Origin of the sequence: Stutzerimonas nosocomialis (genome assembly GCF_005876855.1) — a bacterium.
Lineage (GTDB): Bacteria > Pseudomonadota > Gammaproteobacteria > Pseudomonadales > Pseudomonadaceae > Stutzerimonas > Stutzerimonas nosocomialis.
Genome location: NZ_QLAE01000022.1, coordinates 36114 through 62036, shown reverse-complemented (window position 1 = coordinate 62036; position 25923 = coordinate 36114). Strand labels below are relative to the sequence as shown.

Annotated in this window: 19 protein-coding genes; 9 read left to right on the top strand and 10 right to left on the bottom strand. The window is 67.7% G+C overall.

Annotated elements, in window-relative coordinates; translation table 11 throughout:
* Nucleotides 1-202 precede the first annotated feature (202 nt).
* Both DN824_RS14445 and DN824_RS14440 read right to left on the bottom strand, forming a co-directional pair.
* Complete coding sequence (locus DN824_RS14445) at nucleotides 203-1669, bottom strand: sigma-54 interaction domain-containing protein (protein ID WP_138409107.1); 1467 nt, start codon at nucleotides 1667-1669, stop codon at nucleotides 203-205.
* A gap of 29 nt (nucleotides 1670-1698) precedes the next feature.
* Nucleotides 1699-3039 (bottom strand): short-chain fatty acid transporter, encoded by a 1341-nt coding sequence (locus tag DN824_RS14440; protein ID WP_138409106.1) that lies wholly within the window; start codon nucleotides 3037-3039, stop codon nucleotides 1699-1701.
* A gap of 113 nt (nucleotides 3040-3152) precedes the next feature.
* Between DN824_RS14440 and DN824_RS14435 the strand changes: the two genes are divergently transcribed.
* Nucleotides 3153-3584 carry a DUF192 domain-containing protein gene (locus tag DN824_RS14435; RefSeq protein WP_138409105.1) on the top strand — a complete coding sequence of 144 codons (432 nt, stop codon included), beginning with the start codon at nucleotides 3153-3155 and terminating at the stop codon, nucleotides 3582-3584.
* Nucleotides 3585-3663: 79 nt separating this feature from the next.
* On the opposite strand, the gene DN824_RS14430 is transcribed toward DN824_RS14435, so the two are convergent.
* The 7 genes from DN824_RS14430 to DN824_RS14400 form a co-directional block, all read right to left on the bottom strand.
* Nucleotides 3664-4572: a hydroxymethylglutaryl-CoA lyase gene (locus DN824_RS14430; protein WP_138409104.1), complete on the bottom strand. Its 909-nt coding sequence runs from the start codon at nucleotides 4570-4572 to the stop codon at nucleotides 3664-3666.
* Between the two features lie 213 nt (nucleotides 4573-4785).
* On the bottom strand, nucleotides 4786-6690 hold the full coding sequence (locus tag DN824_RS14425; RefSeq protein ID WP_138409103.1) for an acetyl/propionyl/methylcrotonyl-CoA carboxylase subunit alpha: 1905 nt from the start codon (nucleotides 6688-6690) through the stop codon (nucleotides 4786-4788).
* A 99-nt stretch (nucleotides 6691-6789) separates the two neighbouring features.
* Entirely contained in the window at nucleotides 6790-7593 is an 804-nt protein-coding gene (locus tag DN824_RS14420; RefSeq protein WP_138409102.1) for a gamma-carboxygeranoyl-CoA hydratase, read from the bottom strand.
* A 25-nt stretch (nucleotides 7594-7618) separates the two neighbouring features.
* Nucleotides 7619-9226, bottom strand: a complete 1608-nt coding sequence (locus tag DN824_RS14415) for a carboxyl transferase domain-containing protein (protein WP_138409101.1) — start codon at nucleotides 9224-9226, stop codon at nucleotides 7619-7621.
* 50 nt (nucleotides 9227-9276) lie between these two features.
* Complete coding sequence (locus DN824_RS14410) at nucleotides 9277-10440, bottom strand: isovaleryl-CoA dehydrogenase (protein WP_138409100.1); 1164 nt, start codon at nucleotides 10438-10440, stop codon at nucleotides 9277-9279.
* Between the two features lie 55 nt (nucleotides 10441-10495).
* Nucleotides 10496-10879 (bottom strand): MerR family transcriptional regulator, encoded by a 384-nt coding sequence (locus DN824_RS14405; RefSeq protein WP_138409099.1) that lies wholly within the window; start codon nucleotides 10877-10879, stop codon nucleotides 10496-10498.
* Nucleotides 10880-10954: 75 nt separating this feature from the next.
* Nucleotides 10955-11422, bottom strand: a complete 468-nt coding sequence (locus tag DN824_RS14400) for an Lrp/AsnC family transcriptional regulator (protein WP_138409098.1) — start codon at nucleotides 11420-11422, stop codon at nucleotides 10955-10957.
* Nucleotides 11423-11622: 200 nt separating this feature from the next.
* On the opposite strand from DN824_RS14400, the gene DN824_RS14395 reads away from it, so the two are divergent.
* The 8 genes from DN824_RS14395 (at nucleotide 11623) to DN824_RS14360 (ending at nucleotide 24756) form a co-directional block, all read left to right on the top strand.
* Nucleotides 11623-15093 carry an indolepyruvate ferredoxin oxidoreductase family protein gene (locus DN824_RS14395; protein ID WP_138409097.1) on the top strand — a complete coding sequence of 1157 codons (3471 nt, stop codon included), beginning with the start codon at nucleotides 11623-11625 and terminating at the stop codon, nucleotides 15091-15093.
* 114 nt (nucleotides 15094-15207) lie between these two features.
* Nucleotides 15208-16257: a Glu/Leu/Phe/Val dehydrogenase dimerization domain-containing protein gene (locus tag DN824_RS14390; protein ID WP_138409096.1), complete on the top strand. Its 1050-nt coding sequence runs from the start codon at nucleotides 15208-15210 to the stop codon at nucleotides 16255-16257.
* Between the two features lie 324 nt (nucleotides 16258-16581).
* A complete protein-coding gene (gene hppD, locus DN824_RS14385) occupies nucleotides 16582-17667 on the top strand; it encodes a 4-hydroxyphenylpyruvate dioxygenase (RefSeq protein WP_138409095.1) in 1086 nt (361 codons plus the stop codon).
* Nucleotides 17668-17896: 229 nt separating this feature from the next.
* Nucleotides 17897-19033: a homogentisate 1,2-dioxygenase gene (locus tag DN824_RS14380; protein ID WP_138409094.1), complete on the top strand. Its 1137-nt coding sequence runs from the start codon at nucleotides 17897-17899 to the stop codon at nucleotides 19031-19033.
* A 171-nt stretch (nucleotides 19034-19204) separates the two neighbouring features.
* Nucleotides 19205-20188: a fumarylacetoacetate hydrolase family protein gene (locus DN824_RS14375; protein ID WP_138409093.1), complete on the top strand. Its 984-nt coding sequence runs from the start codon at nucleotides 19205-19207 to the stop codon at nucleotides 20186-20188.
* A gap of 132 nt (nucleotides 20189-20320) precedes the next feature.
* The gene (gene maiA, locus DN824_RS14370; protein WP_138409092.1) at nucleotides 20321-20977 is read left to right on the top strand and encodes a maleylacetoacetate isomerase; all 657 of its coding nucleotides are present in this window, start codon (nucleotides 20321-20323) and stop codon (nucleotides 20975-20977) included.
* A gap of 119 nt (nucleotides 20978-21096) precedes the next feature.
* The gene (locus DN824_RS14365) at nucleotides 21097-22557 is read left to right on the top strand and encodes a sodium-dependent transporter (protein ID WP_138409091.1); all 1461 of its coding nucleotides are present in this window, start codon (nucleotides 21097-21099) and stop codon (nucleotides 22555-22557) included.
* Nucleotides 22558-22866: 309 nt separating this feature from the next.
* On the top strand, nucleotides 22867-24756 hold the full coding sequence (locus DN824_RS14360; RefSeq protein WP_138409090.1) for a methyl-accepting chemotaxis protein: 1890 nt from the start codon (nucleotides 22867-22869) through the stop codon (nucleotides 24754-24756).
* A gap of 57 nt (nucleotides 24757-24813) precedes the next feature.
* Here the strand turns inward: DN824_RS14360 and DN824_RS14355 are convergent, their stop codons facing one another.
* Nucleotides 24814-25824, bottom strand: a complete 1011-nt coding sequence (locus tag DN824_RS14355; RefSeq protein WP_138409089.1) for an NAD(P)/FAD-dependent oxidoreductase — start codon at nucleotides 25822-25824, stop codon at nucleotides 24814-24816.
* Nucleotides 25825-25923 lie beyond the last annotated feature (99 nt).

Genomic DNA, 25923 nt, shown 5'->3' with positions numbered 1-25923 from the left:
GCTGATCTTGTTGTTGTTTTCGGATGCGGTTGGCCCGCTCGGAAGCCATAGCGAGTTCTGTGCCAGAAACACAAGTCATTGATTTAACTGGTTTTTTATGTGTCCTTGAGGTGGTGTGTCAGGGCGTTTGTCTCTTTCTTGAGACAAGGGTGCAGGAATTTTCAGCCGGAACCAGCATGAACAGCACCTTTGAGGCTGTCTCTTATTGGAGACCTGTCTCTGTAATGAGACTGGCGCCGGCATCGCTGGCAACGCCCAGGGCGACCATCTTCTTGTACAGCGTCGAGCGGCCAAGCCCGAGGGTCGTGGCGGCGGCGGTGACGTTGCCGCCGTGCTCGGCCAGCGCCGCGCCGATCAGCTCGCGCTCGAACTGCAGGCGCGCCTGGTGGAAGTTGCCGGCACGTATCGCCGCCGGTTCCGCCCGGGCTGGCGCGGCCGGGCTCAGCGGCTCGATGCGGCCGATGGCCGTGCGCACCGACGCCTCGTCCAGTTGCGCTTCGTCGCTTTGCAGGGCGGCCCGTTCCAGGACGTTGCGCAACTCGCGGATGTTCCCCGGCCAGGCGTGCCGGCGCAGCAGGGCGGCCGCCGATGGCGACAGCTCGTGATGGCGGCGACCGTCCTGCTGAAGCTCGTCGAGTATCGCTTCGCAGAGCGCCGGCAGATCGTCCAGGCGTTCGCGCAGCGGCGGCACTTCGATGGGCAGCACGTTGAGCCGATAGTAGAGGTCGGCGCGAAAGGTCCCCTGGCGCACCGCCGCTTCGAGATCGCACGAGGTCGCCGCGATCACCCGCACGTCGCTGCGGATCATCTCGTTGGAGCCGACCGGCTCGAATTCCTTCTCCTGCAGCACGCGCAGCAGCTTGCTCTGCAGGGGCAGCGGCATGTCGCCGATCTCGTCGAGAAACAGCGTGCCGCCCTGGGCAATCTGCAGCTTGCCGGCGCGGCCCTTGCGGTCGGCGCCGGTGAAGGCGCCCGGCGCGGTGCCGAAGAACTCGGCTTCCAGCAGGGTTTCCGGAATGGCGGCCGTGTTGATGCTGACGAACGCCTTGTGCGCCCGCGGCGAAGCGCTGTGGATGGCATGGGCCAGCAGCTCCTTGCCGGTGCCGGTCTCGCCGAGCAGCAGCACCGGGGAGTCGGTCGAGGCGCTGCGCCTGGCACGTCGCTTGACCTCGAGGCTCGCGGCGCTGGTGCCGATGAAGTGCGCGAAGCTGTACTTGGCCTGGCGCGCCTGCAAGAGCGAGCGGGTCGAGGCGAGTTCTTCCTGCATGCTCTGGTAGCGGGTCAGCAGCGGCGAGAGCGCTTTCAGCTCGTCGAACAGGGCGAAGCCGATCGCCCCGAGGATTTCGCCGGCATCGTCACGGATCGGCAGGCGCATGACCACCAGCGGGTCCTTGGGCGTGTCGAGCACGTCCAGCAGCATTGGCGTGCCGCTGCCGACGACTTCGCGCAGCAGGCTCCCGGGAATCACGCTCTCGCAGGGCCGGCCGATCGCCTCGGCTGCGCTCTGGAGGCCGAAGCGCCGGGCGTAGCGCTCGTTCATCCAGACGATGCGCGCCTCGCGATCGACGATGATGGTGCCTTCGCTGGACTGCTCGACGATCTCGAACAGCGAGCGGATCGCCGCCAGCCGTACGCGGGGGTAATCCTTGAGGGAGTCGGCGTCGTTCATGGCGGTCCTCTGGTCGTCGGAGCAGGGCTTCATACCAGAAAGTAGAAGCCGCCGGCGATCACCAGGCCGGAAAACACCAGGGTGATCAGGCAATAGCCCATGATGTCGCGCGCGCCGAGCCCGGCGATACCCAGCAGCGGCAGCGCCCAGAACGGCTGGATCATGTTGGTCCAGGCATCGCCCCAGGCGATGGCCATGGCGGTCACCTCGGGCGCGACGCCCAGCGCGGCACCGGCCGGCAGCATGATCGGGCCCTGCACCGCCCATTGCCCGCCGCCGGAGGGCACGAACACGTTCACCAGCCCCGCGCTCAGAAAGGCCAGCACCGGAAAGCTGTCGGTCGACGACCAGGCGACAAAGGTGTCGGTCACCTGCCGGCCCAGGGAGATGCCCTCGGCGTTGGCGCCCACCATCATGCCCATGATGCCGGCGTAGAAGGGGAACTGGATGACGATCCCGCTGATGCCGCCGATGCTCTCCTGCACCGCGCGGGTGTAGCGCTCCGGGGTACCGTGCAGCGCCAGGCCGGCGAACAGGAACAGCATGATCACGATGTTCAGGCTGAGCACGAAGCCGCTGCTGGCGAAGTAGCCGACGAAGAAGATCGCCGCCAGCGCCACGGTCAGCAAACCGAGGATGCGGCTGTCGTCCAGGCGCTGGGTGGCGGTCTCGCGGGGCAGCGCCGCGGGCTCGGGTTCGGCCAGTTGCGCCGGGTCGGCCACCGTCGGCTGCTTGGGCTGCATCGCCCAGTTGAGCAGCGGCAGGCCCACCACCAGCACCGCGATGATGATCAGGTTGAACGGTGCGAAGAGCGTCTGGCCGACGCTGATCGGCGCGGTCAGCACGCCGCCGCTCATGCGCTCCAGGTCCGCGCCGCCGCTGGCCAGCGACAGGGGGATGGAGCCGGAAAAACCGCCGTGCCAGATGAGGAAGCCCGAGTAGGCCGCGGCCACCAGCAGCGGGTAGTCGACCCCGCGCACCTGGCGCGCCAGCGCGCGGGCGAACACCGCGCCGATCACCAGGCCGAAGCCCCAGTTGATCCAGGCGCCGGCCAGCCCGACCAGGGTCACGGTGATGATCGCCTGGCCCGGCGTTCGCGGTACCCGGGCCAGGCGGTCGAGCAGGCGGTTGACCATCGGCGCCCGCGCCAGGGCGTGTCCGGTGACCAGGATCAGCGCCATCTGCATGGTGAAGGAGAGCAGGTTCCAGAAGCCGTTGCCCCAGTGCGTGGCCATCGCCGGCAGGCCCTGGCCGGTGCTGAGCATGCTCGCGACGAGCACGATGAAGCTCAGCAGCAGCGCGAAGACGAAGGGGGAAGGCAGGAAGCGTTGCACCAGGTACACGCTCGCGCCGGTTATCCTGTTCAGCATGGTGTGATCCTCCTGTCGTTCTTGTTGTCGATCGGTCGCATCGTCGGCGGGGGTCGCCGCTTCGCTTATGAGTGCCGTGCTTGAGCGGCGTTCCTTGATGGAAGGTGGGTTCGATGAAGGATGGGTTACGTCTGTCTCTGCTGGGGCTGGCCCTGGCCTGCGCGCCGTCGCTGCAGGCCGCGTCGCTGTTGCCGCTGCGCATCGGCGAGGCGGTCATACAGGCCGAATTCGCCGACACGGAGGATGAGCGCCGCCAGGGGTTGATGCACCGGCGCGAGCTGCCGCAGGAGCAGGGCATGTTGTTTCGCTTCCCGCAGCTCGGCACGCATTGCCTGTGGATGAAGAACACGCCGCTGCCGTTGTCCGCCGCCTTCATGGACGACCAGGGGCGCATCGTCGATATCCTCGACCTGCAGCCCCTGAGCCTGGACATTCGCTGCGCGCGCCGCCCCTCGCGTTTTGCCCTGGAAGCCAATCAGGGCTGGTTCGAGCAGCGCGGCATCGCCATCGGCGACCGGGTCGAGGGGCTGCCGCCGGTGCGCTAGCGCGTCGACAGCAAGCGGGCCTTCTTAGCGTGACAGCGCGATCGGCAGCGGTCGTAGGGCGGCCGGTGCGCTCGTTCGATCAACCGCGGGCGAGCAGGGCACGGGCGACGCGCGAGCCGTTTTCCCGCCCCAGCACCCGGCTGATCCGCTGGCCGGCGGCGACCAGCTTCGGCATCGAGACGCCCGTTTCGATACCCATGCCGTCGAGCAGGTAGAGCACGTCTTCGGTCGCCACGTTGCCCGTCGCGCCCTTGGCATAGGGGCATCCGCCGAGACCGGCGACGGAGCTGTCGAACACCGAAATCCCTTCGAGCAGGCTGGCGTGGATGTTCGCCAGCGCCTGGCCATAGGTGTCGTGGAAGTGCCCGGCGAGCTGCTCGCGGGGAACATCGCTGGCGACCGTCTCGATCAGCCGGCGGGTGCTGCCGGCCGTGCCGGTGCCGATGGTGTCGCCGAGCGAAACCTCGTAGCAGCCCATCTGGTGCAGCTCCCGCGCCACCCAGGCGACCTGTTCGGGGGCGATCTGGCCCTCATAGGGGCAGCCGAGCACGCAGGAGACGTAGCCGCGCACCCGGATGCCCTCGGCCCTTGCCGCTTCCATCAGCGGCGCGAAGCGCGCCAGGCTGTCCGCGATGGAGCAGTTGATGTTCTTTTGCGAAAAGGCCTCGGACGCCGCCGCGAACACCGCCACCTCCCGCACGCCCGCCGCCAACGCGGCCTCGAAGCCCTTGAGATTGGGCGTCAGCGCGGCATAGGTGACGCCCGGCCTGCGCGCGATCGCGGCAAACACCTCGGCGCTGCCGGCCATCTGCGGCACCCACTTGGGCGAGACGAAACTGCCGACCTCGATGTAGCGCAGGCCGGCGTCGGTCAGGTCATCGACCAGACGAACCTTGTCGGCCACCGCGATGGGCTGGCTCTCGTTCTGCAGGCCATCGCGCGGCCCGACGTCGACCAGGCGTACCTGGCGTGGGAGATCGGCTGTCATCAGGTGCTGCTCCCTGGGGCGAGGGGGTTATAGGGTGGCGTGGGGTGGCGCATATGTGTGGTCGATCGGGTTGTGGTTGTTGTTGTGGTCGGGCGTGCGAGTTTTGACCGCGAGCCTTGATGCATTGCTTGGATAGCCCGGGGGCCTGGCGGCGCCCCTTCGCGGTCGAGACTCGGAGTCCCCGGCCGTTCCCTCGAAAGGCTCCATCGGGGCTCACTCGATCTCAACCAGCGCAGTCCCTTCGGCCACCATGTCGCCCTCGGCGCAGTGGATTGTCGTGACCACTCCGGCAGCCGGGGCGCGGATGCTGTGTTCCATTTTCATCGCCTCCAGCACCACCAGTGCGGTGCCGGCTTCGACGTGCTGGCCGGCTTCGACCAGGACCCGGACGATGCTGCCGTTCATGGGCGCGGTCAGGCCGCCCGGGTGGGTGTGGCTGGCTTCGGCGTCGGCGATGGGGTCGACGCGGGTGACCGCGTGCAGCTCGCCTTCCCAGGGCAGGTAGAGGGTGTCGTCCTGGCGGATGGCCTGGCCGTGCGGGTCGGGACGTTCTGCGCCCAGGCGGCCCGCCAGGCGCGGCCGTACCCTTTGCCGGATGCCCTGACACGCCAGGTGCAGGTCGGCCTCGGCGGGCAGGCCGAGGCGCAGGCCGCTGGGCTGGGACCAGGGCGAGTGGGGGTCGTCCGCCCTGACCCGGAGCGGTTCGCTTTGCACCCAGGCGTCGGCGGCCCGCTGCCAGAAGCTCTGCGCCAGCTCGCTCGCCGGCGGCAGCAGTTCGGCTTCGTGGCGGGCGATGAAGCCGGTATCCAGTTCGGCGGCGGCGAAGGCCGGATGCGCCAGCACCCGACGCAGGAAGGCGAGGTTGGTGCGCACGCCGCCCACGCGCATCTCGTCGAGCATCGCCAGCAGGGCGAGGCGCGCCTCTTCGCGGTTCCCGCCCCAGGCGATCAGCTTGCCGAGCATGGGGTCGTAGAACGGCGACACGCTGTCGCCCTCGCGCACGCCGCTGTCGACGCGACGCCCCGGGCCCGTCGCGGGCTCGCGGTACAGATGCAGGGTGCCGGTGGCCGGCAGGAAATCGTTGGCCGGGTCCTCGGCGTACAGGCGCACCTCGATGGCGTGGCCGTCGAGGCGAACCTGCGACTGCTCGAGGGGCAGCGGCTCGCCCCGCGCCACGCGGATCTGCCAGGCCACCAGGTCGAGGCCTGTGATCGCCTCGGTGACCGGATGCTCGACCTGCAGGCGGGTGTTCATCTCCATGAAGAAGAACTCGCCGCGCTCGTCCAGCAGGAACTCCACGGTGCCGGCACCGACATAGCCGATCGCCTGGGCCGCCTTGACCGCGGCCTCGCCCATGGCCTTGCGCTGCGCGGGCGAAAGTCCCGGCGCCGGCGCTTCCTCGACGACCTTCTGGTGCCGGCGCTGGATCGAGCAGTCGCGCTCGTTCAGGTAGAGGCAGCGGCCATGGCGGTCGGCGAACACCTGGATCTCGACGTGGCGCGGCTTGAGCACGTACTTCTCGACCAGCATGCGCGCGTCGCCGAACGCGGATTGCGCCTCGCGCCGGGCCGAGGCCAGGGCTTCGGCGAGGTCGGCTTCGCGCTCGGCCACCTTCATGCCCTTGCCGCCACCGCCGGCCGCCGCCTTGAGCAGCACCGGATAGCCGATGCGGGCGGCGGCCTCGCGAAAGGTGTCCAGGTCCTGGGCTTCGCCGTGGTAGCCCGGCACCAGCGGCACGCCGGCGGCCTCCATCAGCGCCTTGGCGGCGGACTTGCTGCCCATCGCCTCGATGGCCGACGCCGGCGGGCCGATGAACACCAGCCCGGCCTCTTCGCAGGCACGGGCGAAGGCTGCGTTCTCGGAGAGAAAGCCATAGCCGGGATGGACCGCCTGGGCGCCGCAGGCCCTGGCCGCTTCGATCAGGCGGTCGATGCGCAGATAACTGTCGGCCGGCTTGGCGCCGCCCAGGTCATGGGCCAGGTCGGCCTCGCGCACGTGGCGGGCGTCGCGGTCAACGGCGCTGTGCACGGCGACGGTGCGAATGCCCAGCGCGCGGGCGGTACGCATGATCCGGCAGGCGATCTCGCCGCGGTTGGCGATCAGCAGGGTGGTGATCATGGCGTCGCTCCTGGGTGGTCGTTGAGGGTGTTCTTCAATGTTTCACCTGCTCCTCGGAGAAGGCCGGTCCTTCCGAGAGGGCAGGGCGCCCGGCATCGGCTATTCCCGCGATCGCTCGCGCCAGCGCGGCGTGCGCTTTTCCAGAAAGGCGTTGAGCCCTTCCTGGCCCTCCGGACTCACCCGCAGGCGGGCGATGGCGTTCTCGGTGTAGCGCCGTAGCGCAGGCGTCAGGACCCCGCTGCCCACTTCGCGCAGCAGGTCCTTGGTGGCGCGCATCGCCTGCGGGCTGTTGAGCAGCAGGGTGTCGATCCAGCCGGCGACTTCGTCGTCGAGCTGGTCGGCCGGATAGCACTCGGCGAACAACCCCAGCTGGTGGGCGCGTTCGCCGCTGAAGCGCTCGCCGCTCAGCGCATAGCGGCGCGCCGCGCGTTCGCCGATGGCCTGGACCACGAAGGGACTGATCACCGCGGGCGCGAGGCCGATGCGCACTTCGGACAGGCTCAGCTGCGCGTCACCGGCGCCGATGGCCATGTCGCAGCAGGCGATCAGCCCCAGCGCGCCGCCAAAGGCCGCGCCATGCACCACCGCCAGGGTGGGCAGCCTGAGTCCGTGGAGGTTGTGCATCACCTCGGCCAGCTCGCGGGCGTCGGTGAGGTTGGCCTGGTAGTCCAGGCGCGCCGACTGCTGCATCCAGCCGATGTCGGCCCCCGCGCAGAAGTGCTTGCCGCGCCCGCGCAGGAGCAGGAAGCGCAGGGCGCTGTCGGCCTGGATCTCGTCCAGCGCCAAGATCAGCTCGCGGATCATCTCGGCGTCGAAGGCGTTGTGCTTGTCCGGGCGGTCGAGCCAGAGCGTGGCGAAGCCGCGCGGGTCTCGTTCCAGTTGCAGGCTGTGGAAGTCGGTCATGGGGGATTCCTTCGGGCGGCGGGCGTCACATGCGGAAGACACCGAACCGGGTCGGTTCGATCGGAGCGTTGAGGCTTGCCGAGATCGCCAGCGCCAGGACGTCGCGGGTCTGCGCCGGGTCGATCACGCCGTCGTCCCACAGCCGCGCGCTGGAGTAGAAGGCGTGGGCCTGGCGCTCGTACTGCTCGACGATGGGCTGCCGGAGCCTGGCCTCGTCGTCCTCGGAAAAGGCCTGGCCCGCCCGTTCGGCCTGTTCGCGCTTGACCTGCACCAGCACCCCGGCGGCCTGCTGCGCGCCCATCACGCCAATCCGCGCGTTGGGCCACATCCACAGCAAGCGCGGATCGTAGGCGCGCCCGCACATGCCGTAATTACCGGCGCCGAAGCTGCCGCCGATGATCACGGTGAACTTGGGCACGCGGGCGCAGGCTACCGCGGTGACCAGCTTGGCGCCGTGCTTGGCGATGCCGCCGGCCTCGTACTTCTGCCCGACCATGAAGCCGGTGATGTTCTGCAGGAACAGCAGCGGGATGCCGCGCTGGCAGGCCAGCTCGATGAAATGCGCGCCTTTCTGCGCCGCCTCGGCGAAGAGGATGCCGTTGTTGGCCAGGATCGCCACCGGGTAGCCGTGCAGGTGGGCGAAGCCGCAGACCAGGGTAGTGCCGAACAGCGCCTTGAATTCATCGAACCCGGAGTCGTCGACGATCCGTGCGATCACCTCGCGCACGTCGAACGGCTGCTTGGCGTCGGCCGGAATCACGCCGTACAGCTCCTCGGCGGCATGGCGCGGCGGCCTGGGCGGACGGGTCTGCAGCTGGCCCTGCTTGCGCCAGTTGAGGTTGGCCACGCAGCGGCGGGCGAGGGCCAGGGCGTGCTCGTCGTTCTCGGCGTAATGATCGGCCACGCCACTGGTCTTGCAGTGCACGTCCGCGCCGCCCAGTTCCTCGGCGGTGACCACTTCGCCCGTCGCCGCTTTGACCAGCGGCGGGCCGGCGAGAAAGATGGTCGCCTGCTCGCGCACCATGATGGTTTCGTCGGCCATCGCCGGGACGTAGGCGCCTCCGGCCGTGCAGGAGCCCATCACCACCGCGATCTGCGGGATGCCCAGGGCGCTCATGTTGGCCTGGTTGTAGAAGATCCGGCCGAAGTGCTCGCGGTCGGGGAACACCTCGTCCTGGCGCGGCAGGTTGGCGCCGCCGGAGTCCACCAGGTACAGGCAGGGCAGGCGGTTCTCCAGGGCGATGGCCTGGGCGCGCAGGTGCTTTTTGACCGTCAGCGGGTAGTAGGTGCCGCCTTTGACCGTGGCGTCGTTGGCGATGACCATGCATTCGACGCCCTCGATACGGCCGATGCCGGCGACCAGCCCGGCCGCCGGGACATCCTCGCCATAGACCTCATGGGCGGCCAGCTGGCCGATTTCGAGAAAGGGCGAGCCGGGGTCGAGCAGCGCGTCGATGCGCTGGCGCGGCAGCAGCTTGCCCCGTGCGGTGTGGCGCGCCTGCGCCTTCTCGCCGCCGCCCTGGTGCACCTGGCGCAGCACTTCGCGCAAGGCTTCCACCTGCCGGAGCATCGCTTCGCGGTTGGCGGCGAACTCGGCCGAGCGTGGGTTGATCTGGGTATTGAGGATCGCCATGTGGGCTCCCGTAGGGTGGAAAACCCGCGAAGCGGTTTTCCACCGGTGAGTCATTTGGTCTCGTTGAACAACTCGCGCCCGATCAGCATCCGCCTGATCTCGCTGGTGCCCGCGCCGATCTCGTAGAGCTTGGCGTCGCGCAGCAGGCGGCCGGTGGGGAATTCGTTGATGTAGCCGTTGCCGCCCAGGATCTGGATGGCCTCCAGCGCCATCTGCGTCGCGCGTTCGGCGCTGTAGAGGATCACCCCGGCGGCGTCCTTGCGGGTGGTCTCGCCGCGGTCGCAGGCCTGGGCGACGGCGTAGAGGTACGCGCGGCTGGCGGCGAGCTGGGTGTACATGTCGGCGACCTTGCCCTGGATCAGCTGGAACTCGCCGATGCTCTGGCCGAACTGCTTGCGGTCGTGGATGTAGGGCACCACCACGTCCAGGCACGCCTGCATGATTCCCACCGGGCCGCCGGCGAGCACCACGCGTTCGTAATCCAGGCCACTCATCAGCACCCTGACGCCGCCGTTGACCGCGCCGAGCACGTTTTCCTCGGGCACCTCGACGTCGTCGAAGAACAGCTCGCAGGTGTTGGAGCCGCGCATGCCGAGCTTGTCGAACTTGTTGCCGCGGCTGAACCCGGCCCAGTCGCGCTCGACGATGAAGGCGGTGATGCCATGCGCGCCCCTGTCCAGGTCGGTCTTGGCGTAGATCACGTAGGTGTTGGCGTCCGGCCCGTTGGTGATCCAGGTCTTGCTGCCGTTGAGCACGTAGCGGTCGCCGCGCTTGTCGGCGCGCAGTTTCATCGAGACCACGTCGGAGCCCGCGTTCGGCTCGCTCATCGCCAGCGCGCCGACGTGCTCGCCGGAGACCAGTCTGGGCAGGTAGCGCGCCTTCTGCTCGGCGGTGCCGTTGCGGTGGATCTGGTTGACGCAGAGGTTCGAGTGGGCGCCGTAGGAGAGGGCCACCGAGGCCGAGCCGCGGCTGATTTCCTCCATGGCGATCACATGGGCGAGATACCCGAGGCCGGCGCCGCCGTAGGATTCATCGACGGTGATGCCGAGCAGGCCCATGTCGCCGAACTTGCGCCACAGGTCCATGGGGAACGCGTTGTCGCGGTCCAGGGCGGCGGCGCGGGGCGCGATCTCGCTGGCGACGAAGGCACGGGTCTGTTCGCGCAGCATGTCCAGGGTTTCGCCGAGGGCGAAGTTGAGGCTGGGATAGCTCATGGGGCACCTTTGATTGTTCTTGTTCAGGTGATGGCTTGGCGGCTCGGATCTCGCGTCAACAGGTCTCGGTCCGTGCCATGGCGGCGCGACAGCGCTCCTCGGCGGTATCCAGTTCCAGCTGCATCTGGCGGATGTCGAGCAGCTGCTGTTCGAGCTGTGCCCGGCGTTCGCCGATCTTCTGCAGGAAGGTTTCGAGCTGGCGGCGGTTGCCGCTCTCCGGGTCGTACAGCTCGATCAGCTCCTTGCATTCGGCGAGCGAGAAGCCGATGCGCTTGCCGCGCAGGATCAGCTTGAGCGTGACCCGGTCCCGCGCCGAGTAGATGCGTTCCTGGCCGCGCCGTTCGGGGCTCAGCATCCCCTGTTCCTCGTAGAAACGGATGGTGCGCGGGGTGATGTCGAGCTCGCGGGCGAGGTCGGAAATGCTGTAGCTCAGCGCCATGTCGGCTCCGTCGTGCTTTACCTTTACGTTAACGTAAGCCTGCCGCCGGAAGGCTGTCAACCGCCGGAGCGGTCGTCAGTCCAGCGGCAATTCGGTGGTGCGCTTGACCTCGCTCATGGCGATGTGGGAGTGGGCTTCCTGGACATGGGGGCGCTGCAGCAGGTGATCGCGCAGGAAGCGCTCGTAGCTGTCGATGTCGCGGGCCACCACCTTGAGCAGATAGTCCGAGGCGCCGGCCATGGTGTGGCATTCGAGCACTTCGGGGTAGCCGACGATGGCCGCCTCGAACTCGGCCAGGTTGTTGCGGCCATGGGCCGAGAGCTTGATGTCGACGAACACGGTCATCGTCAGGCCCAGGCGCTTGGGGTTGAGCAGGGCGACCTTGCGTTCGATCAGCCCGTCCTCCTGCATGCGGTGGATGCGGCGCCAGCAGGGCGACTGGGACAGCTCGACCTTTTCGGCGATCTCGGCGGCGGAAAGGTCGGCGTTGTGTTGCAGCAGCATGAGGATCTTGCGATCGAGGCTGCTCAGCGGCGTTTGCATGTTTGATTCCGTTTTATTGTTGTTGGTGAATTGTTCATGCGCGTCTTTACGTTTCTACAGCAAAAGTAGAAAGAAAATCGCTCGCCGTCACGGCCATGCTTGAGATCAGTGCACGTCGCGCGAGGTGATCCTCCGCCGGCGCAAAGGCGGGTGGCCGACCGGGCCGCCCCGACTCCGATAACAACAAACAGGAGCGCCCCATGACCCTTGCCGAGATCAGCCTGGACGACAAGTACCGGCTCGCGACCGGTCATCTCTACCTCACCGGCACCCAGGCGCTGACCCGCCTGCCGATGCTGCAGAAACAGCGCGACACGGCCCATGGCCTGAACACCGCCTGTTTCATTTCCGGTTATCGCGGCTCGCCCTTGGGTGGGCTCGACAAGAGCCTGTGGGAAGCGCGGGACTTCCTCAAGGAACACCACATCCACTTCCAGCCGGGCGTCAACGAAGAACTCGGGGCCACGGCGGTATGGGGCAGCCAGCAGACCAACCTGTTTCCAGGCGCCAAGTACGACGGCGTGTTCGCCATGTGGTACGGCAAGGGGCCGGGGGTCGATCGCTGCGGCGACGTGTTCAAGCACGGCAACTCGGCCGGCGTCTCGCGCCACGGCGGCGTGCTGCTGCTGGCCGGCGACGACCACGGCTGCAAGTCCTCGACCATCGCCCACCAGAGCGAGCACGCCTTCATCGCCGCCTCGATCCCGGTGCTCAACCCGGCCAACGTCCAGGAGATCATCGACTACGGCATCATCGGCTGGGAGCTGTCGCGCTACAGCGGCTGCTGGGTGGCGCTCAAGACCATCGCCGAGAACGTCGACTCCTCGGCCGTGGTGGACGTCGATCCGCTGCGGGTCCGGATCACCCTGCCCACCGATTTCGAGCTGCCCGAAGACGGCGTGCACATCCGCTGGCCCGACCCGCCGCTGCAGCAGGAAAAACGCCTCAACGTCTACAAGATCTACGCCGCGCGGGCCTTCGCCCGCGCCAACAACCTCAACCGCGTGATGCTCGACTCGCCCAACCCGCGCCTGGGCATCATCACCACCGGCAAGTCCTACCTGGATGTGCGCCAGGCGCTGGATGACCTCGGGCTGGACGACGAACTCTGCGCCCGGATCGGCCTGCGGGTGCTCAAGGTGGGCATGAGCTGGCCGCTCGAACCGGTCTCGGTGCATGAGTTCGCCGAGGGACTGGACGAGATCCTGGTGGTCGAGGAAAAGCGCAGCATCATCGAGGATCAGGTCACCGGGCAGCTCTACAACTGGCCGGTGGGCAAGCGTCCACGGGTGGTCGGTGAGTTCGACGAGGCGGGCGCCTCGCTGCTGCCGAACCTCTCGGAGCTGACCCCGGCGATGATCGCCCGGGTGATCGCCAAACGCCTCGCGCCGATCTACACCAGCGAGAGCATCCAGGCCCGCCTGGCCTTCCTCGCGGCCAAGGAAAAGGCGCTGGCCGAGCGCGGCTACGACACCGTGCGCACCCCGCACTTCTGTTCCGGCTGCCCGCACAACAGCTCGACCAAGGTGCCCGAGGGCAGCCGCGCGATGGGCGGCATCGGCTGCCACTACATGACCCAGTGGATGGACCGCAGCACCGAGACCTTCACCCAGATGGGCGGCGAGGGCGCGACCTGGATCGGCCAGGCGCCTTTCACCGAAACGCCCCACGTGTTCCAGAACCTGGGCGACGGCACCTACTTCCACTCCGGCCAGCTGGCGCTGCGTGCCGCGGTCGCGGCGGGCGTCAACATCACCTACAAGATTCTCTACAACGACGCGGTGGCCATGACCGGCGGCCAGCCGATCGACGGCGAGCTGCGCGTCGACCAGCTCAGCCAGCAGGTCTTCTCCGAGGGCGTGAAGCGCATCGCGCTGGTCAGCGACGACCCGGACAAGTACCCGACCCGCGAGACCTTCGCGCCGATCGTGACCTTCCACCACCGCCGCGAACTCGATGCGGTGCAGCGTGAGCTGCGCGAGTTCAAGGGCGTCTCGGTGATCATCTACGACCAGACCTGCGCCACCGAGAAGCGTCGCCGGCGCAAGCGCGGCAAGCTGGCCGATCCGGCCAAGCGCGCCTTCATCAACCCGGCCGTGTGCGAGGGCTGCGGGGACTGCAGCGTCAAATCCAACTGCCTGTCGGTGCTGCCGCTGGAAACCGAGTTCGGCCGCAAGCGCGAGATCGACCAGAACGCCTGCAACAAGGATTTCTCCTGCGTCGAGGGCTTCTGTCCGAGTTTCGTCACCGTGCACGGCGGCGGCCTGCGCAAGCCCGAGGCGGTGGGCGCCAAGGCGCTGTTCGTGGCCTTGCCCGAACCCCGCCTGCCGAGCCTCGAGCGGCCCTGGAACATCCTGCTGCCCGGTGTCGGCGGCAGCGGCGTGACCACCGTCGGCGCGCTCCTGGGCATGGCGGCGCATATCGAAGGCAAGGGCTGCACGGTGCTGGACCAGGCGGGCCTGGCGCAGAAATTCGGCCCGGTGAACACCCACATCCGTATCGCCACCCGGCAGGACGACATCTATGCCGTGCGTATCGCCGCCGGCGAGGCCGACCTGCTGCTCGGCTGCGACCTGGTGGTGGCGGCCGGGGAGGAGGCGCTGGCCAAGCTCAACGAGCAGATCAGTCACGCGGTGGTCAACAGCCACGAATCGGCGACCGCCGAGTTCACCCGCAATCCCGATGCCCATGTCCCGGGCGCGGCCATGCGCGAGGCGCTGATCCGGGCGGTCGGCCAGCAGAAGATCCATTTCATCGACGGCACCCGCCTGGCCACCCGGCTGCTCGGCGATAGCATCGCCACCAACCTGTTCATGCTCGGCTTCGCCTACCAGAAAGGGCTGGTGCCCGTCACCGCCCAGGCGCTGGAAAAGGCCATCGAACTCAACGGCGTGGCCGTGGAGTTGAACAAGCAGGCCTTTCTCTGGGGCCGCCGCGCCGCCCATGACCAGCAGGCGGTGGAGAAGGTCGCCGCGCCGAACGTGCTGGCCGAGCCGCGCTGCGAAACCCTCGCCCAGGTCATCGACTACCGCGCCGAGTTCCTCACCCGTTACCAGAACGCTCGCTATGCCCGGGGCTATCGCGATCTGGTCGAGCGTGTGCGGGCAGTTGACAGCGATCCGCACAAGGCCCTGACCCACGCGGTCGCCCACAGCTACTTCAAGCTGCTCGCCTACAAGGACGAATACGAAGTGGCCCGTCTGTACAGCGACGGCAACTTCGTGCGTCAGCTCCAGGCGCAGTTCGACGGCGACTACCGGCTGCAATTCCACCTCGCCCCGTCCTGGCTGAGCAAGCCCGACCCGGTCACCGGCGAGCCGCGCAAGCGCACCTTCGGTCCCTGGATGCTCAAGGCCTTCGGCGTGCTCGCCGGTTTGCGCTTCCTGCGGGGCACGCCGCTCGATCCGTTCGGCTACGGGCACGACCGCAGGCTCGAACGCGAGCTCATCGCCGACTACCGGAACACCGTCGAGCACCTGCTGGGCCAGCTGCGCCCGGACAACTACCGCACCGCCGTGGCCATCGCCGCGCTGCCCGAGCAGATCCGCGGTTACGGCCCGGTCAAGGAGCGCGCGGTGGCCAAGGTGCGTCAGCAGCGAGAGGTGCTCATGGAGCAGCTCGAGCGGGGCGACGAGGTCCAGCCGGTCCGGTTGTTCCAGCCGGCGGCCTGAGTCCGAACGGGTGCGCTGCGACCCTGTCGCGGCGTGCCCGCGCGCCCGTCGCGCCTTGGCCCCAGGGCATGGCTCACGAACAAGAGCACACGAACAAGAACAAGAGGAACCATCATGTCCGTCTTCACCCACCCGGAATTCGACGACCACGAGCAGGTCGCCTTCTGCCACGACCGCGCCTGCGGTCTCAAGGCCATCATCGCCATCCACAGCAGCCGGCTGGGCCCGGCGCTCGGCGGCCTGCGGATGTATCCCTACGCCAATGACGACGATGCACTGCGCGACGTGCTCAGGCTGTCGCGTGGCATGACCTACAAGTCGGCGCTGGCCGAACTGCCCCTGGGCGGTGGCAAGGCGGTGATCATCGGCGACCCCCACGCCGAACGCAGCGATGCGCTGATGCATGCGATGGGCGATTTCGTCGACAGCCTCGGCGGGCGCTACATCACCGCGCCGGATTCGGGCACCGGCGTCGCCGAGATGCAGGCCATCGCCCAGCGCACCCGTCACGTGGCCGGCGCCCTGCCGCGCGAGGCGCTCGACGGCGGTACCCGCAGCGGCGATCCGTCGCCCTCGACCGCCTACGGCGTGTTCATCGGCCTGCGCGAGGCGGTCCGCCATCGCCTCGGGCGTGGCGACCTCACGGGCGTGCGGGTGGCGATCCAGGGCGTGGGGCATGTCGGCTACAGCCTGGCGCAGCAGTTGCGCGAGGCCGGTGCGCAGCTGTGGGTCAGCGACGTGCACGACGCCAGCGTCCAGCGTGCGGTGGCCGAGCTGGACGCCAACGCGGTGCGCCCGCAGGACATCTACGGGCTGGACGTCGACGTGTTCGCGCCCTGCGCCATGGGCGCGATTCTCAACCGCGACAGCCTGGAGGCGCTGCGGGCGCCGGTGATCGCCGGGGCGGCGAACAATCAGCTCGACACCGCCGACATCGCCGAAGCGCTGCGCGCGCGCGGCTGCCTCTATGCGCCGGATTACGCGATCAATGCCGGCGGCATCATCGACGTCTGCTACGAGCGCATCGGCGGCAGCGCGGCGCAGGTGCGCAGCCATGTCGAGCGCATCGGCCCGACCCTGCGCGAGATCTTCCAGCGGGCCGACGCCGAGGGTTGCACCACCACGGCGGTGGCCGACCGGCTGGCGCGCGAGCGGCTCGGGTAGGGGGCTGGCGGGCGGTATCGGGGTGGATTCGGATGGGGTATCGGTGGATGTGCTGCGCGACATCCACCCTACGTTGGGCGGTGCGCCTGGCGATCAGGCGTGGCGGGATGCCGCACCCCGCTGTCAGTTTTTCGTTACACGCGGCCGGGCAGGATGGTGCCGTCATCGGTACCTCGCAAGGCTGTCATGAAAACTGTACAGGCCAGGGCGCGGCAGGGCTGCCAATGGCGCCCCCGGCCCGCTTGTGGCGCGTGTGCCGCTGGGCTCAGATGAACGTATCCCCGCCGCGCCGGCGGCCCAGAACAATGACAAGAGGAGCGCGCGATGAACGCCGTGAACAAGATCGAGCAGCACAACCCCATCGGAACCGACGGCTTCGAATTCGTCGAATTCACCGCGCCCAATGCCGAGGGCATCGAGCAGCTGCGCACGCTGTTCAAGCAGATGGGCTTCACCGAGACGGCCAAGCACCGCTCCAAGGAGGTCTGGCTGTTCCAGCAGCACGACATCAACATCGTGCTCAACGGCAGCCCCACCGGCCATGTCCATGAGTTCGCCGAAAAGCACGGCCCCAGCGCCTGCGCCATGGCCTTCCGGGTGAAGAACGCCGCCCAGGCCGCCGCCTATGTCGAATCCCAGGGCGCCAAACTGGTCGGCAGCCACGCCAACTTCGGCGAGCTGAACATCCCTTGCGTGGAAGGGATCGGCGGCTCGCTGCTGTACCTCGTCGACCGCTACGGCGACAAGAGCATCTACGACGTCGACTTCGAATACATCGAAGGCCGCTCGCCCAACGACAACGCGGTGGGCCTGCTGTGCATCGACCACCTGACCCACAACGTGCGCCGCGGGCAGATGGACGTCTGGTCCGGCTTCTACGAGCGCATCGCCAACTTCCGCGAGATTCGCTACTTCGACATCGAGGGCAAGCTCACCGGCCTGTTCTCCCGCGCCATGACCGCGCCCTGCGGCAAGATCCGCATCCCTATCAACGAGTCGGCGGACGACAAGTCGCAGATCGAGGAATTCATCCGCGAATACCACGGCGAGGGCATCCAGCACATCGCCCTCGCCACCGACGACATCTACGCCACCGTGCGCCAGCTGCGCGCCAACGGCGTCGAGTTCATGAGCACCCCGGACACCTACTACGAGAAGGTCGACACCCGCGTGGCCGGCCATGGCGAGCCCACCGAGGTGCTGCGCGAGCTGAACCTCCTGATCGATGGCGCGCCGGGCGATGACGGCATCCTGCTGCAGATCTTCACCAACACGGTCATCGGCCCGATCTTCTTCGAAATCATCCAGCGCAAGGGCAACCAGGGCTTCGGCGAGGGCAACTTCAAGGCCCTGTTCGAATCCATCGAGGAAGACCAGGTGCGCCGCGGCGTGATCAAGGCGGACGAGTAAGCCGTAAGGGTCGAGGTCACGTAGGGTGGATGTCACGTAGGGTGGATGTCGCGAAGCACATCCACGCGCTTGGCGGCCAACACGGCGCGTGGGGACACACGCGTGGAAGAGGCTTCGCCGTCTTCCACCCTACGCAGGTTCGGGGGTTGGAGGTACGTAGGGTGGATGTCGCGCAGCACATCCACGCGTGACCGGCCCCGAGATGACGCGGTATCACGAGGAGAGCCACATGAGCCGCAAATGGATCAGTTTCCCCCTCCGCGAGGGTGAGTGTTCGCGCCAGGCGCACTGCGACTTTCCGCAGGGCACCTACGAGCGTGAAATGGGCCGCGAGGGCTTCTTCGGGCCCGCGGCCCACCTGCATCACAAGCATCCGCCGACCGGCTGGATCGACTGGGACGGCCCGCTGCGGCCGCACGCCTTCGACTTCAACCGCATACCCAGCGAGCACGATTGTCCGTTCGAGGCGCCGCTGGCGCTGCACAACGCCGACCTGAAGCTGCGCCTGTGGAAGACCAACGGCGCCATGCGCCATCTGGTGCGCAACTCCGACGGCGACGACCTGCTGTTCATCCACGAGGGCGCCGGCGAGTTCTATTGCGACTTCGGCCACCTGAGCTTTCGCGACGGTGACTACCTGGTGGTGCCGCGCGGCACCGCCTGGCGTATCGAGGCGAGCGAGCCGGTGTTCATGCTCTTGATCGAGAACAGCGACGGCGCCTACCAGCTGCCCGACAAGGGGCTGCTCGGCCCCCACGCGATCTTCGACGCGGCGGTGCTCGATCATCCTAAGCTCGACGACGCCTTCCGCGCGCAGCAGGACGAGAACACCTGGCAGATCCGCATCAAGCGGCGCAACCGGATCACTACCGTGACCTACCCGTACAACCCGCTGGACGTGGTCGGCTGGCACGGCGACAACACCGTGGTGCAGCTCAACTGGCGCGACATCCGGCCGCTGGTGAGCCATCGCTACCACCTGCCGCCGTCGGCCCACACCACCTTCGTCGCCAATGGGTTCGTGGTCTGCACCTTCACGCCGCGCCCGGTGGAGTCCGACCCCGGCGCGCTGAAGGTTCCGTTCTTCCACAACAACGACGACTACGACGAGGTGCTGTTCTATCACCGGGGCAACTTCTTCAGCCGGGACAACATCGAGAAGGGCATGGTCACCTTTCACCCCTGCGGTTTCCCCCACGGCCCGCACCCGAAGGCGCTGAAGAAGAGCCAGGAAGACCCGGCGACCTTCGCCGACGAGGTGGCGGTGATGATCGACACCCGCCGCGCGCTGGAGATTGGCGAGGCCGTCGCGGCGGTGGACGTGCCCGGCTATGTGAAGTCCTGGCAGTCGCCGGGCAAGGGGTGAGGGTGGTCGGCTCGTTTGGATGTCTGGCGGGTGGCGGGGAGCCTTTCGCGGTCGAGACCGTTCCCACGGTGCGTTTGGTCTCGACCACGTATGGATGTGCGCCTTTGCGATGCCCCGCCGGGTCGTCGCAGGGGCTGGCTTTAGCTCTATGAAAATTCACAAGGATCTACGATGAAACTCGCATCTCTGAATCAAGGCCGTGACGGTGTGCTGGTGGTGGTTTCGCGGGATCTCACCTGTGCGGTGAAGGTTCCGGCGATCGCCGCGACCCTGCAGGCGGCGCTGGATGACTGGGCCCATGCGCGGCCGCGGCTGGAGGCGGTCTACCAGCACCTGAACGACGGTCTGGAAAGCGCCGCCTTCCCCTTCGACCAGGCGGCGTGCCACAGCCCGCTGCCGCGCGCCTATCACTGGGCCGACGGCAGCGCCTACGTCAACCACGTCGAGCTGGTGCGCAAGGCGCGCGGTGCCGAGATGCCGGAAAGCTTCTGGCACGACCCGCTGATGTACCAGGGCGGCGCCGATACCTTCCTGCCGCCCCAGGCGCCGATCCGCCTGGCCGACGAAGCCTGGGGCATCGACCTGGAAGGCGAGATCGCGGTCATCACCGACGACGTGCCGATGGGCGCGACGCCGGCCCAGGCCGCCGGGCACATCCGGCTGCTGATGCTGGTCAACGACGTGTCGCTGCGCAACCTGATCCCGGGCGAACTGGGCAAGGGCTTCGGCTTCTACCAGAGCAAGCCGTCGTCGAGCTTCTCCCCCGTCGCGGTCACGCCGGACGAACTCGGCGACAGCTGGAAGGACGGCAAGGTCCACCGGCCGCTGGTTTCCCACATCAACGGCGCGCTGTTCGGCCAGCCCAACGCCGGCGTCGACATGACCTTCGATTTCCCGACGCTGATCGCCCACGCGGCCAAGACGCGCGCGCTGGGCGCCGGCACCATCATCGGCTCGGGCACGGTCTCGAACTACGACCGCAGCGCGGGCTCCGCCTGCCTCGCCGAGCAGCGCATGCTCGAGGTGCTGGAGCATGGCGAGGCCAGGACGCCCTTTCTCCGGTTCGGCGACCGGGTGCGCATCGAGATGTTCGAGGCCGGCGGGCAGAGCATCTTCGGCGCGATCGACCAGGTGGTGGAAAAGTACGAGGCGTAGGGTGGATGTCGCTCTTCACATCCACGTGCCGACACCGAACGGCCGGCCCCGTATCCACGCGAGACGATCCCTGCGGGGCCGTCACGGGTTCCCCGGGGCACGGCCGCGACCTGCCAATGGAGTTCTGACTCGATGCTGACGCTCTATTCCTATTGGCGCTCCAGCGCGGCCTACCGCGTGCGGATCGCGCTCAACCTGAAGGGGCTGGCGTACCGGCAGGTGCCGGTGCATCTGGTCAAGGACGGCGGCCAGCAGCGCAGCGCCGACTACTGCGCGCTCAACCCCCAGGGCCTGGTGCCGCTGCTGGTCGACACCGACAGCGGTGCCGGCGAGGTGCGCATCGCCCAGTCGCTGGCGATCCTGGAATACCTCGACGAGGTGTTTCCGGTGCCGGCGCTGCTGCCGGTCGAGCCGGCCGACCGCGCCCAGGTGAGGGCGCTGGCGCTGCATATCGCCTGCGACCTCCATCCGCTGAACAACCTGCGGGTGCTGCAATACCTGAGCGCTACGCTCGGTGTCGATGACTCGGCCAAGAACGCCTGGTACCGGCACTGGGTGAGCGTCGGGCTGGCCGCGGTGGAACAGGGGCTGGCGCACTTCGACGGGCGCCTGTCGCTCGGCCATCGCCCCGGTTATCTGGAAGCCTGCCTGGTTCCGCAGGTCTACAACGCCCGCCGTTTCGACTGCGACCTGTCGGGCTACCCGCGGGTGCTGGAGATGGCGGCGCGCTGCGAATCGCTCGATGCCTTCGCCCAGGCCGCTCCGGAGGTGCAACCCGACGCAACATAATCGAGGCTGGGCATCTGCCACCGGATCGGTAGAATCCCGCGCCTCCACTTTGTTGTTCCTTGCGCTGCATACGCAGCGGGCTCTGACGCTTCGTCCAAAACAACAAAAACAGGTGACGCATGACTCGTGAAAAACCCAAGAACCTCTGGCTCTCCCGCTGGGGTTTCATCCTCGCGGCAACCGGCTCGGCCGTTGGCCTGGGCAATATCTGGAAATTCCCCTACATCACCGGCGAGTACGGCGGCGGCGCCTTCGTGCTGATGTACCTGGCGTGCATCCTGGCCATCGGCATTCCGGTGATGATGACCGAGATCGCCATCGGCCGGCGTGGTCGCGGCAGCCCCATCGACGCCATCGGCCGTGCCGTTCGCGAGAACGGCGGCAACCCGCTGTGGAAGGGCGTGGGCGGCATGGCCATGATGGCGGGCTTCCTGATCCTCTGCTTTTATGTCGTGGTTGCGGGCTGGGCCTTCGCCTACACGGTGAAGATGCTCGACGGCTCGCTTGCCGCCACGTCGGTCGAGGGCCTGGCGCAGGTGTTCGAGGCGCACAACGCCAACCCCTGGCAGCTCGGGAGCTGGAGTGTCCTGGTCGCCTTGCTGACGCTGTGGATCGTGGCCAAGGGCGTTCAGGCGGGCATCGAGCGGGCGGTGCGCTGGATGATGCCGGGCCTGGCGGTCATGCTGGTGGTCCTCGTCGGCTACGCGTTCACCAGCGGTGGTTTCGATGAGGGCTTCGCCTTCCTGTTCAGCTTCGACACCTCCAAGCTCACCGGCGAGGCCCTGCTGGCGGCGCTCGGCCATGCCTTCTTCACCCTCAGCCTGGCCTCCGGGGCGATCCTCACGTACGGCTCCTACATCCCCGATGGCCAGTCGATCGCCCGCACCACCTTCATGGTCGCGATCGCCGATACCTGCGTGGCACTGCTGGCGGGGCTCGCCATTTTCCCGATCATCTTCGCCAATGGCATGGACCCGACCGCCGGGCCGGGTCTCATCTTCATGAGCTTGCCGTTGGCCTTCCAGCAGATGCCGTTCGGTACCGCCTTCGGCGTGCTGTTCTTCGCGATGGTGTCCATCGCCGCGCTGACCTCGGCCATCTCGATGATCGAGGCGACCGTGGCCTACCTGAACGAGAAGCACGGCATCAGCCGTTTCAAGGCGGCCATCGGCGCGGGCACGGTACTGCTGATCATCAGCATGCTGGCGATGCTCTCGTTCAACCTGATGGCTGGCTGGACGCCGCTGGGCAAGAATTTCTTCGACTGGCTCGATTACCTCACCTCGCGCTGGATGATGCCGCTGGGCGGGATCTTCATCGTGGTCTTCGCCGGTTACGCGCTGCGCTGCGAAATCATGCGTGACGAGTTGGACCTGCCGCCGCTGGGGTATGCGCTCTGGCTGTTCATGGTGCGTTACGTCTGCCCGGTGCTGATCCTGATGGTATTCCTCCACGCCCTCGGCTGGCTGGGCTTCGATCCGCTGCAACGCTGGTACTGGATCGCGGGCGCCATCGGCCTGCTGACCGTCCTTGGCGAAGGCCTGCGCCCCCGCGTGATGCCGGCCCTGGCAGGGCGCTAGACGCCGTCCCCTCGCTGCTCCTCTCGTCTTCGGGAGAGGAGCAGCGGGCCTGCCCACTTCCTCCCCACCCCCCGGGTAGCGCCTCGCCCCAGCGGCGAACCGTCCGTCGGATGCGCGCGCCGGTCTTTCAGGTCGACGCCGCTGAAAACCGCTGCGGCCCTGCTGCCACGCGGGTTCTACGCCGCCGGCACGGGCGAAGACCGAGCGCTTGGCTCGGTTAAAGTGAACTGCGTCACAGCCGATACGCATTACAGGCCAAGACGGCTGCTTCGGCCAGGGATGGCACCTTCAGACCGTCCGGGTATCGCCATGTCGAAGAACCTCACGTTCAGCCACAAGATTCTCCTCGCCGCGTCTGCGGTGGTGATCGCCGCCTTTTCGCTGTTCACCCTCTACAACGATTACCTGCAGCGCAACGCGATCCGCGACGACCTCGAAAACTACCTGCGGGAAATGGGCGACGTGACCGCCCACAACATCGAGAACTGGCTGTCCGGGCGCCTGCTGCTGCTCGAAAGCACCGCCCAGACGCTGGCCGGCAACAGCTCGACCCCGGCCGTCGAGGCGCTGATGAAGCAGCCGGCGCTGAGCTCGACCTTCGCCTTCAGCTACCTGGGGCGCAACGACGGCGAGTTCGTCGTGCACCCGCGCTTCGAACTGCCCGCCGGTTACGACCCGCGCCAGCGACCCTGGTACCAGGACGCGGTGCGCGCCGGCAGCACCACGCTCACCGAGCCCTATCTGGATGCGGCCACCAACGAGCTGATCATCACCGCCGCGACGCCGGCACGCCAGGGCAGCCAGCTGCTCGGCGTGGTGGGCGGCGACCTGAGCCTGCAGTCCCTGGTCGGCATCATCAACGCGCTGGATTTCGACGGCATGGGCTATGCCTTCCTGGTCAGCGGCGACGGCAAGGTGCTGGTCCACCCGGACAAGCGCTTCGTGATGAAGACGCTCAGGGACATCTACCCGCAGAACACGCCGGCGCTCGGCAACGCCTTCAGCGAAGCGCAGCTGGACGGACAGACGCGAATCCTGACCTTCACCAAGGTCCCGGGCCTGCCCTCGGTGGACTGGTACCTCGGCGTCTCGGTGGACAAGGCCAAGGCCTATTCGATGCTGTCGAGCTTCCGCGCCTCGGCGGTGGTGGCCACCCTGGTCGCGGTGGCGTTCATCCTGCTGTTGCTGGGCATGCTGATTCGCGTGCTGATGCGCCCGGTCCACGACATGGGCCGCGCCATGCAGAACATCGCCCAGGGCGAAGGTGACCTGACGCGGCGCCTAGAGGTGCAGTCGCGCGACGAGTTCGGCGAGCTGGCCACGGCCTTCAACCAGTTCGTCGAGCGTATTCACGGCTCGATCCGCGAGGTGGCCTCGACCACGTCCCTGGTCAACGAAGTCGCCCAGCGCGTGCTCGCCGCGTCCAACTCGTCGATGCTCAACTCCGACGAGCAGGCCAGCCGCACCAACAGCGTGGCCGCGGCGATCAACCAGCTCGGCGCCGCCGCGCAGGAGATCGCGCGCAACGCCGCCGACGCCTCGCAGCAGGCCTCCGGCGCGCGGCTGCAGGCCGAGGACGGCCGTCACGTGGTGGAGCAGAACATTCAGGCGATGAAGCAGCTGTCGGGCAAGATCAGCGAGTCGTGCACCCAGATCGAGGCGCTCAACAGCAAGACGGTGAACATCGGGCACATCCTCGAGGTGATCAAGGGCATCTCCGAGCAGACCAACCTGCTGGCGCTCAACGCCGCCATCGAAGCGGCGCGCGCCGGGGAAGCCGGACGCGGGTTCGCGGTGGTGGCCGACGAGGTGCGCAACCTGGCGCATCGCACCCAGTCCTCGGCGCAGGAAGTGAACCTGATGATCGAGGAGCTGCAGGCTGGCGCCCAGGCGTCGGTCGGCACCATGACCGAGAGCCAGCGCCAGAGCGAATCGAGCGTCGCCATCGCCGACCGTGCCGGCGAGCGTCTGGGCAGCGTGACCCAGAGCATCGGCGAGATCGACGCGATGAACCAGTCGGTCGCCGCGGCCACCGAGGAGCAGACCGCGGTGATCGAGACGCTGAACATGGACATCACCGAAATCAACACGCTGAACCAGGAAGGGGTGCACAACCTGCAATCGACCCTGAATGCCTGCGCCGACCTGCAGCAGCAGGCCGCACGGCTGTCGCAGCTGGTGGGCAGCTTCCGGATCTGATCCCGCTCCCTCTGAAAAAGAAAGGCGCCCTCGGGCGCCTTTTTTCGTATTCGCCTGTCAGTGCGCGGCCTGCGCCGGTTGCGTTTCGGGCTGGGGTGGCGGTTCGCTGCGCTTCCAGGGGTTGGACTCCAGGCTGTTGTGCACGGCTGTCGCGGCCTGCGCGGCATGGCCGATGGCGACGCTCATCTGCTTGAGGCCGGTGACCACGTCGCCTGCCGCGTAGAGCCCGCGCACGCTGGTCTGCTGGTGCTCGTCGACCACCAGCGCGCCGCAGTCGTCGCATTCGGCGCCCAGGCGCAGCGCGACGTCGGAACGGGCGCGGGCGCCGAGGCTGGGGTAGATGATGTCGAAGTGGTGCACCGCGCCGCTTTCGGTGACCAGTTCGATGCCTTCGCCCTCGTGGTAACGCAGCGCGCGCACGCATTCGCCGATGAAGCGGATGTCGTAGTGCTCGGCCAGGGCCATGGCTTCGTCGCAAGCGGCGGGCTCGCCGTGGACCACCACCGTGACCCGGTCGGTGAAGGTGCGCAGGAACACCGCGTGGCGGATGGCGTTTTCCGCCTCGCCATAGACCGCGACGTTGTCGCCGTCGACCTCGTAGCCGTCGCAGATCGCGCACAGGCGCAGGGCGCCGGCGGCGATCGCTTCACGGGCATTGGGCAGTTCGGGCAGGGCATCCTTGATGCCGCTGGCGATGATCACCCGGCGCGCGATGCACTGGCGGTCGCCGTAGCGCACCAGAAAACCGAGGATGTGCGGCTGGATGTCGTCGACCGTGCCGTACTCGACGCGCGCGCCATAGCAATCGGCCTGCTGGCGGAGCTTTTCCAGCAGCGAAGGGCCGGCGATCCCCGGCGGAAAGCCGGGGTAATTGTGGCTGGTGGGAATCAGCGCGGCGCGGCTGTCGCGCGAGTCGATGACCAGGCACGAGCGCTTGAAGCGTGCCAGGTAGATCGCCGCCGTCAGGCCCGCCGGGCCGCCGCCGACGATCAGGCAGTCGACGTCGGCCTGCTCGGCATCGTCGCCCTTGGGCAGCGGCGCACGGGGATCGTGGGTGTCTGGGGTCATGGAGTCGGTCGTCATCGCGCCCTCGCACCGCGCGAGGAATCTCGTGCAGTAGAAGAGCGCGGCGCGGCACAAGTTCTGCCCGCCCGATGAACGTGCAGC

Bases quoted from the DNA above. Each gene is read 5' to 3' on its own strand.
- hppD (WP_138409095.1), top strand. From the start codon at position 16,582: ATGAACGCCGTGAACAAGATCGAGCAGCACAACCCCATCGGAACCGAC.
- DN824_RS14415 (WP_138409101.1), bottom strand. From the start codon at position 9,226: ATGGCGATCCTCAATACCCAGATCAACCCACGCTCGGCCGAGTTCGCC.
- maiA (WP_138409092.1), top strand. From the start codon at position 20,321: ATGCTGACGCTCTATTCCTATTGGCGCTCCAGCGCGGCCTACCGCGTG.
- DN824_RS14430 (WP_138409104.1), bottom strand. From the start codon at position 4,572: ATGACAGCCGATCTCCCACGCCAGGTACGCCTGGTCGACGTCGGGCCG.
- DN824_RS14435 (WP_138409105.1), top strand. From the start codon at position 3,153: ATGAAGGATGGGTTACGTCTGTCTCTGCTGGGGCTGGCCCTGGCCTGC.
- DN824_RS14410 (WP_138409100.1), bottom strand. From the start codon at position 10,440: ATGAGCTATCCCAGCCTCAACTTCGCCCTCGGCGAAACCCTGGACATG.
- DN824_RS14355 (WP_138409089.1), bottom strand. From the start codon at position 25,824: ATGACCCCAGACACCCACGATCCCCGTGCGCCGCTGCCCAAGGGCGAC.
- DN824_RS14375 (WP_138409093.1), top strand. From the start codon at position 19,205: ATGAAACTCGCATCTCTGAATCAAGGCCGTGACGGTGTGCTGGTGGTG.
- DN824_RS14400 (WP_138409098.1), bottom strand. From the start codon at position 11,422: ATGCAAACGCCGCTGAGCAGCCTCGATCGCAAGATCCTCATGCTGCTG.
- DN824_RS14390 (WP_138409096.1), top strand. From the start codon at position 15,208: ATGTCCGTCTTCACCCACCCGGAATTCGACGACCACGAGCAGGTCGCC.
- DN824_RS14395 (WP_138409097.1), top strand. From the start codon at position 11,623: ATGACCCTTGCCGAGATCAGCCTGGACGACAAGTACCGGCTCGCGACC.
- DN824_RS14380 (WP_138409094.1), top strand. From the start codon at position 17,897: ATGAGCCGCAAATGGATCAGTTTCCCCCTCCGCGAGGGTGAGTGTTCG.
- DN824_RS14445 (WP_138409107.1), bottom strand. From the start codon at position 1,669: ATGAACGACGCCGACTCCCTCAAGGATTACCCCCGCGTACGGCTGGCG.
- DN824_RS14405 (WP_138409099.1), bottom strand. From the start codon at position 10,879: ATGGCGCTGAGCTACAGCATTTCCGACCTCGCCCGCGAGCTCGACATC.
- DN824_RS14420 (WP_138409102.1), bottom strand. From the start codon at position 7,593: ATGACCGACTTCCACAGCCTGCAACTGGAACGAGACCCGCGCGGCTTC.
- DN824_RS14365 (WP_138409091.1), top strand. From the start codon at position 21,097: ATGACTCGTGAAAAACCCAAGAACCTCTGGCTCTCCCGCTGGGGTTTC.
- DN824_RS14425 (WP_138409103.1), bottom strand. From the start codon at position 6,690: ATGATCACCACCCTGCTGATCGCCAACCGCGGCGAGATCGCCTGCCGG.
- DN824_RS14360 (WP_138409090.1), top strand. From the start codon at position 22,867: ATGTCGAAGAACCTCACGTTCAGCCACAAGATTCTCCTCGCCGCGTCT.
- DN824_RS14440 (WP_138409106.1), bottom strand. From the start codon at position 3,039: ATGCTGAACAGGATAACCGGCGCGAGCGTGTACCTGGTGCAACGCTTC.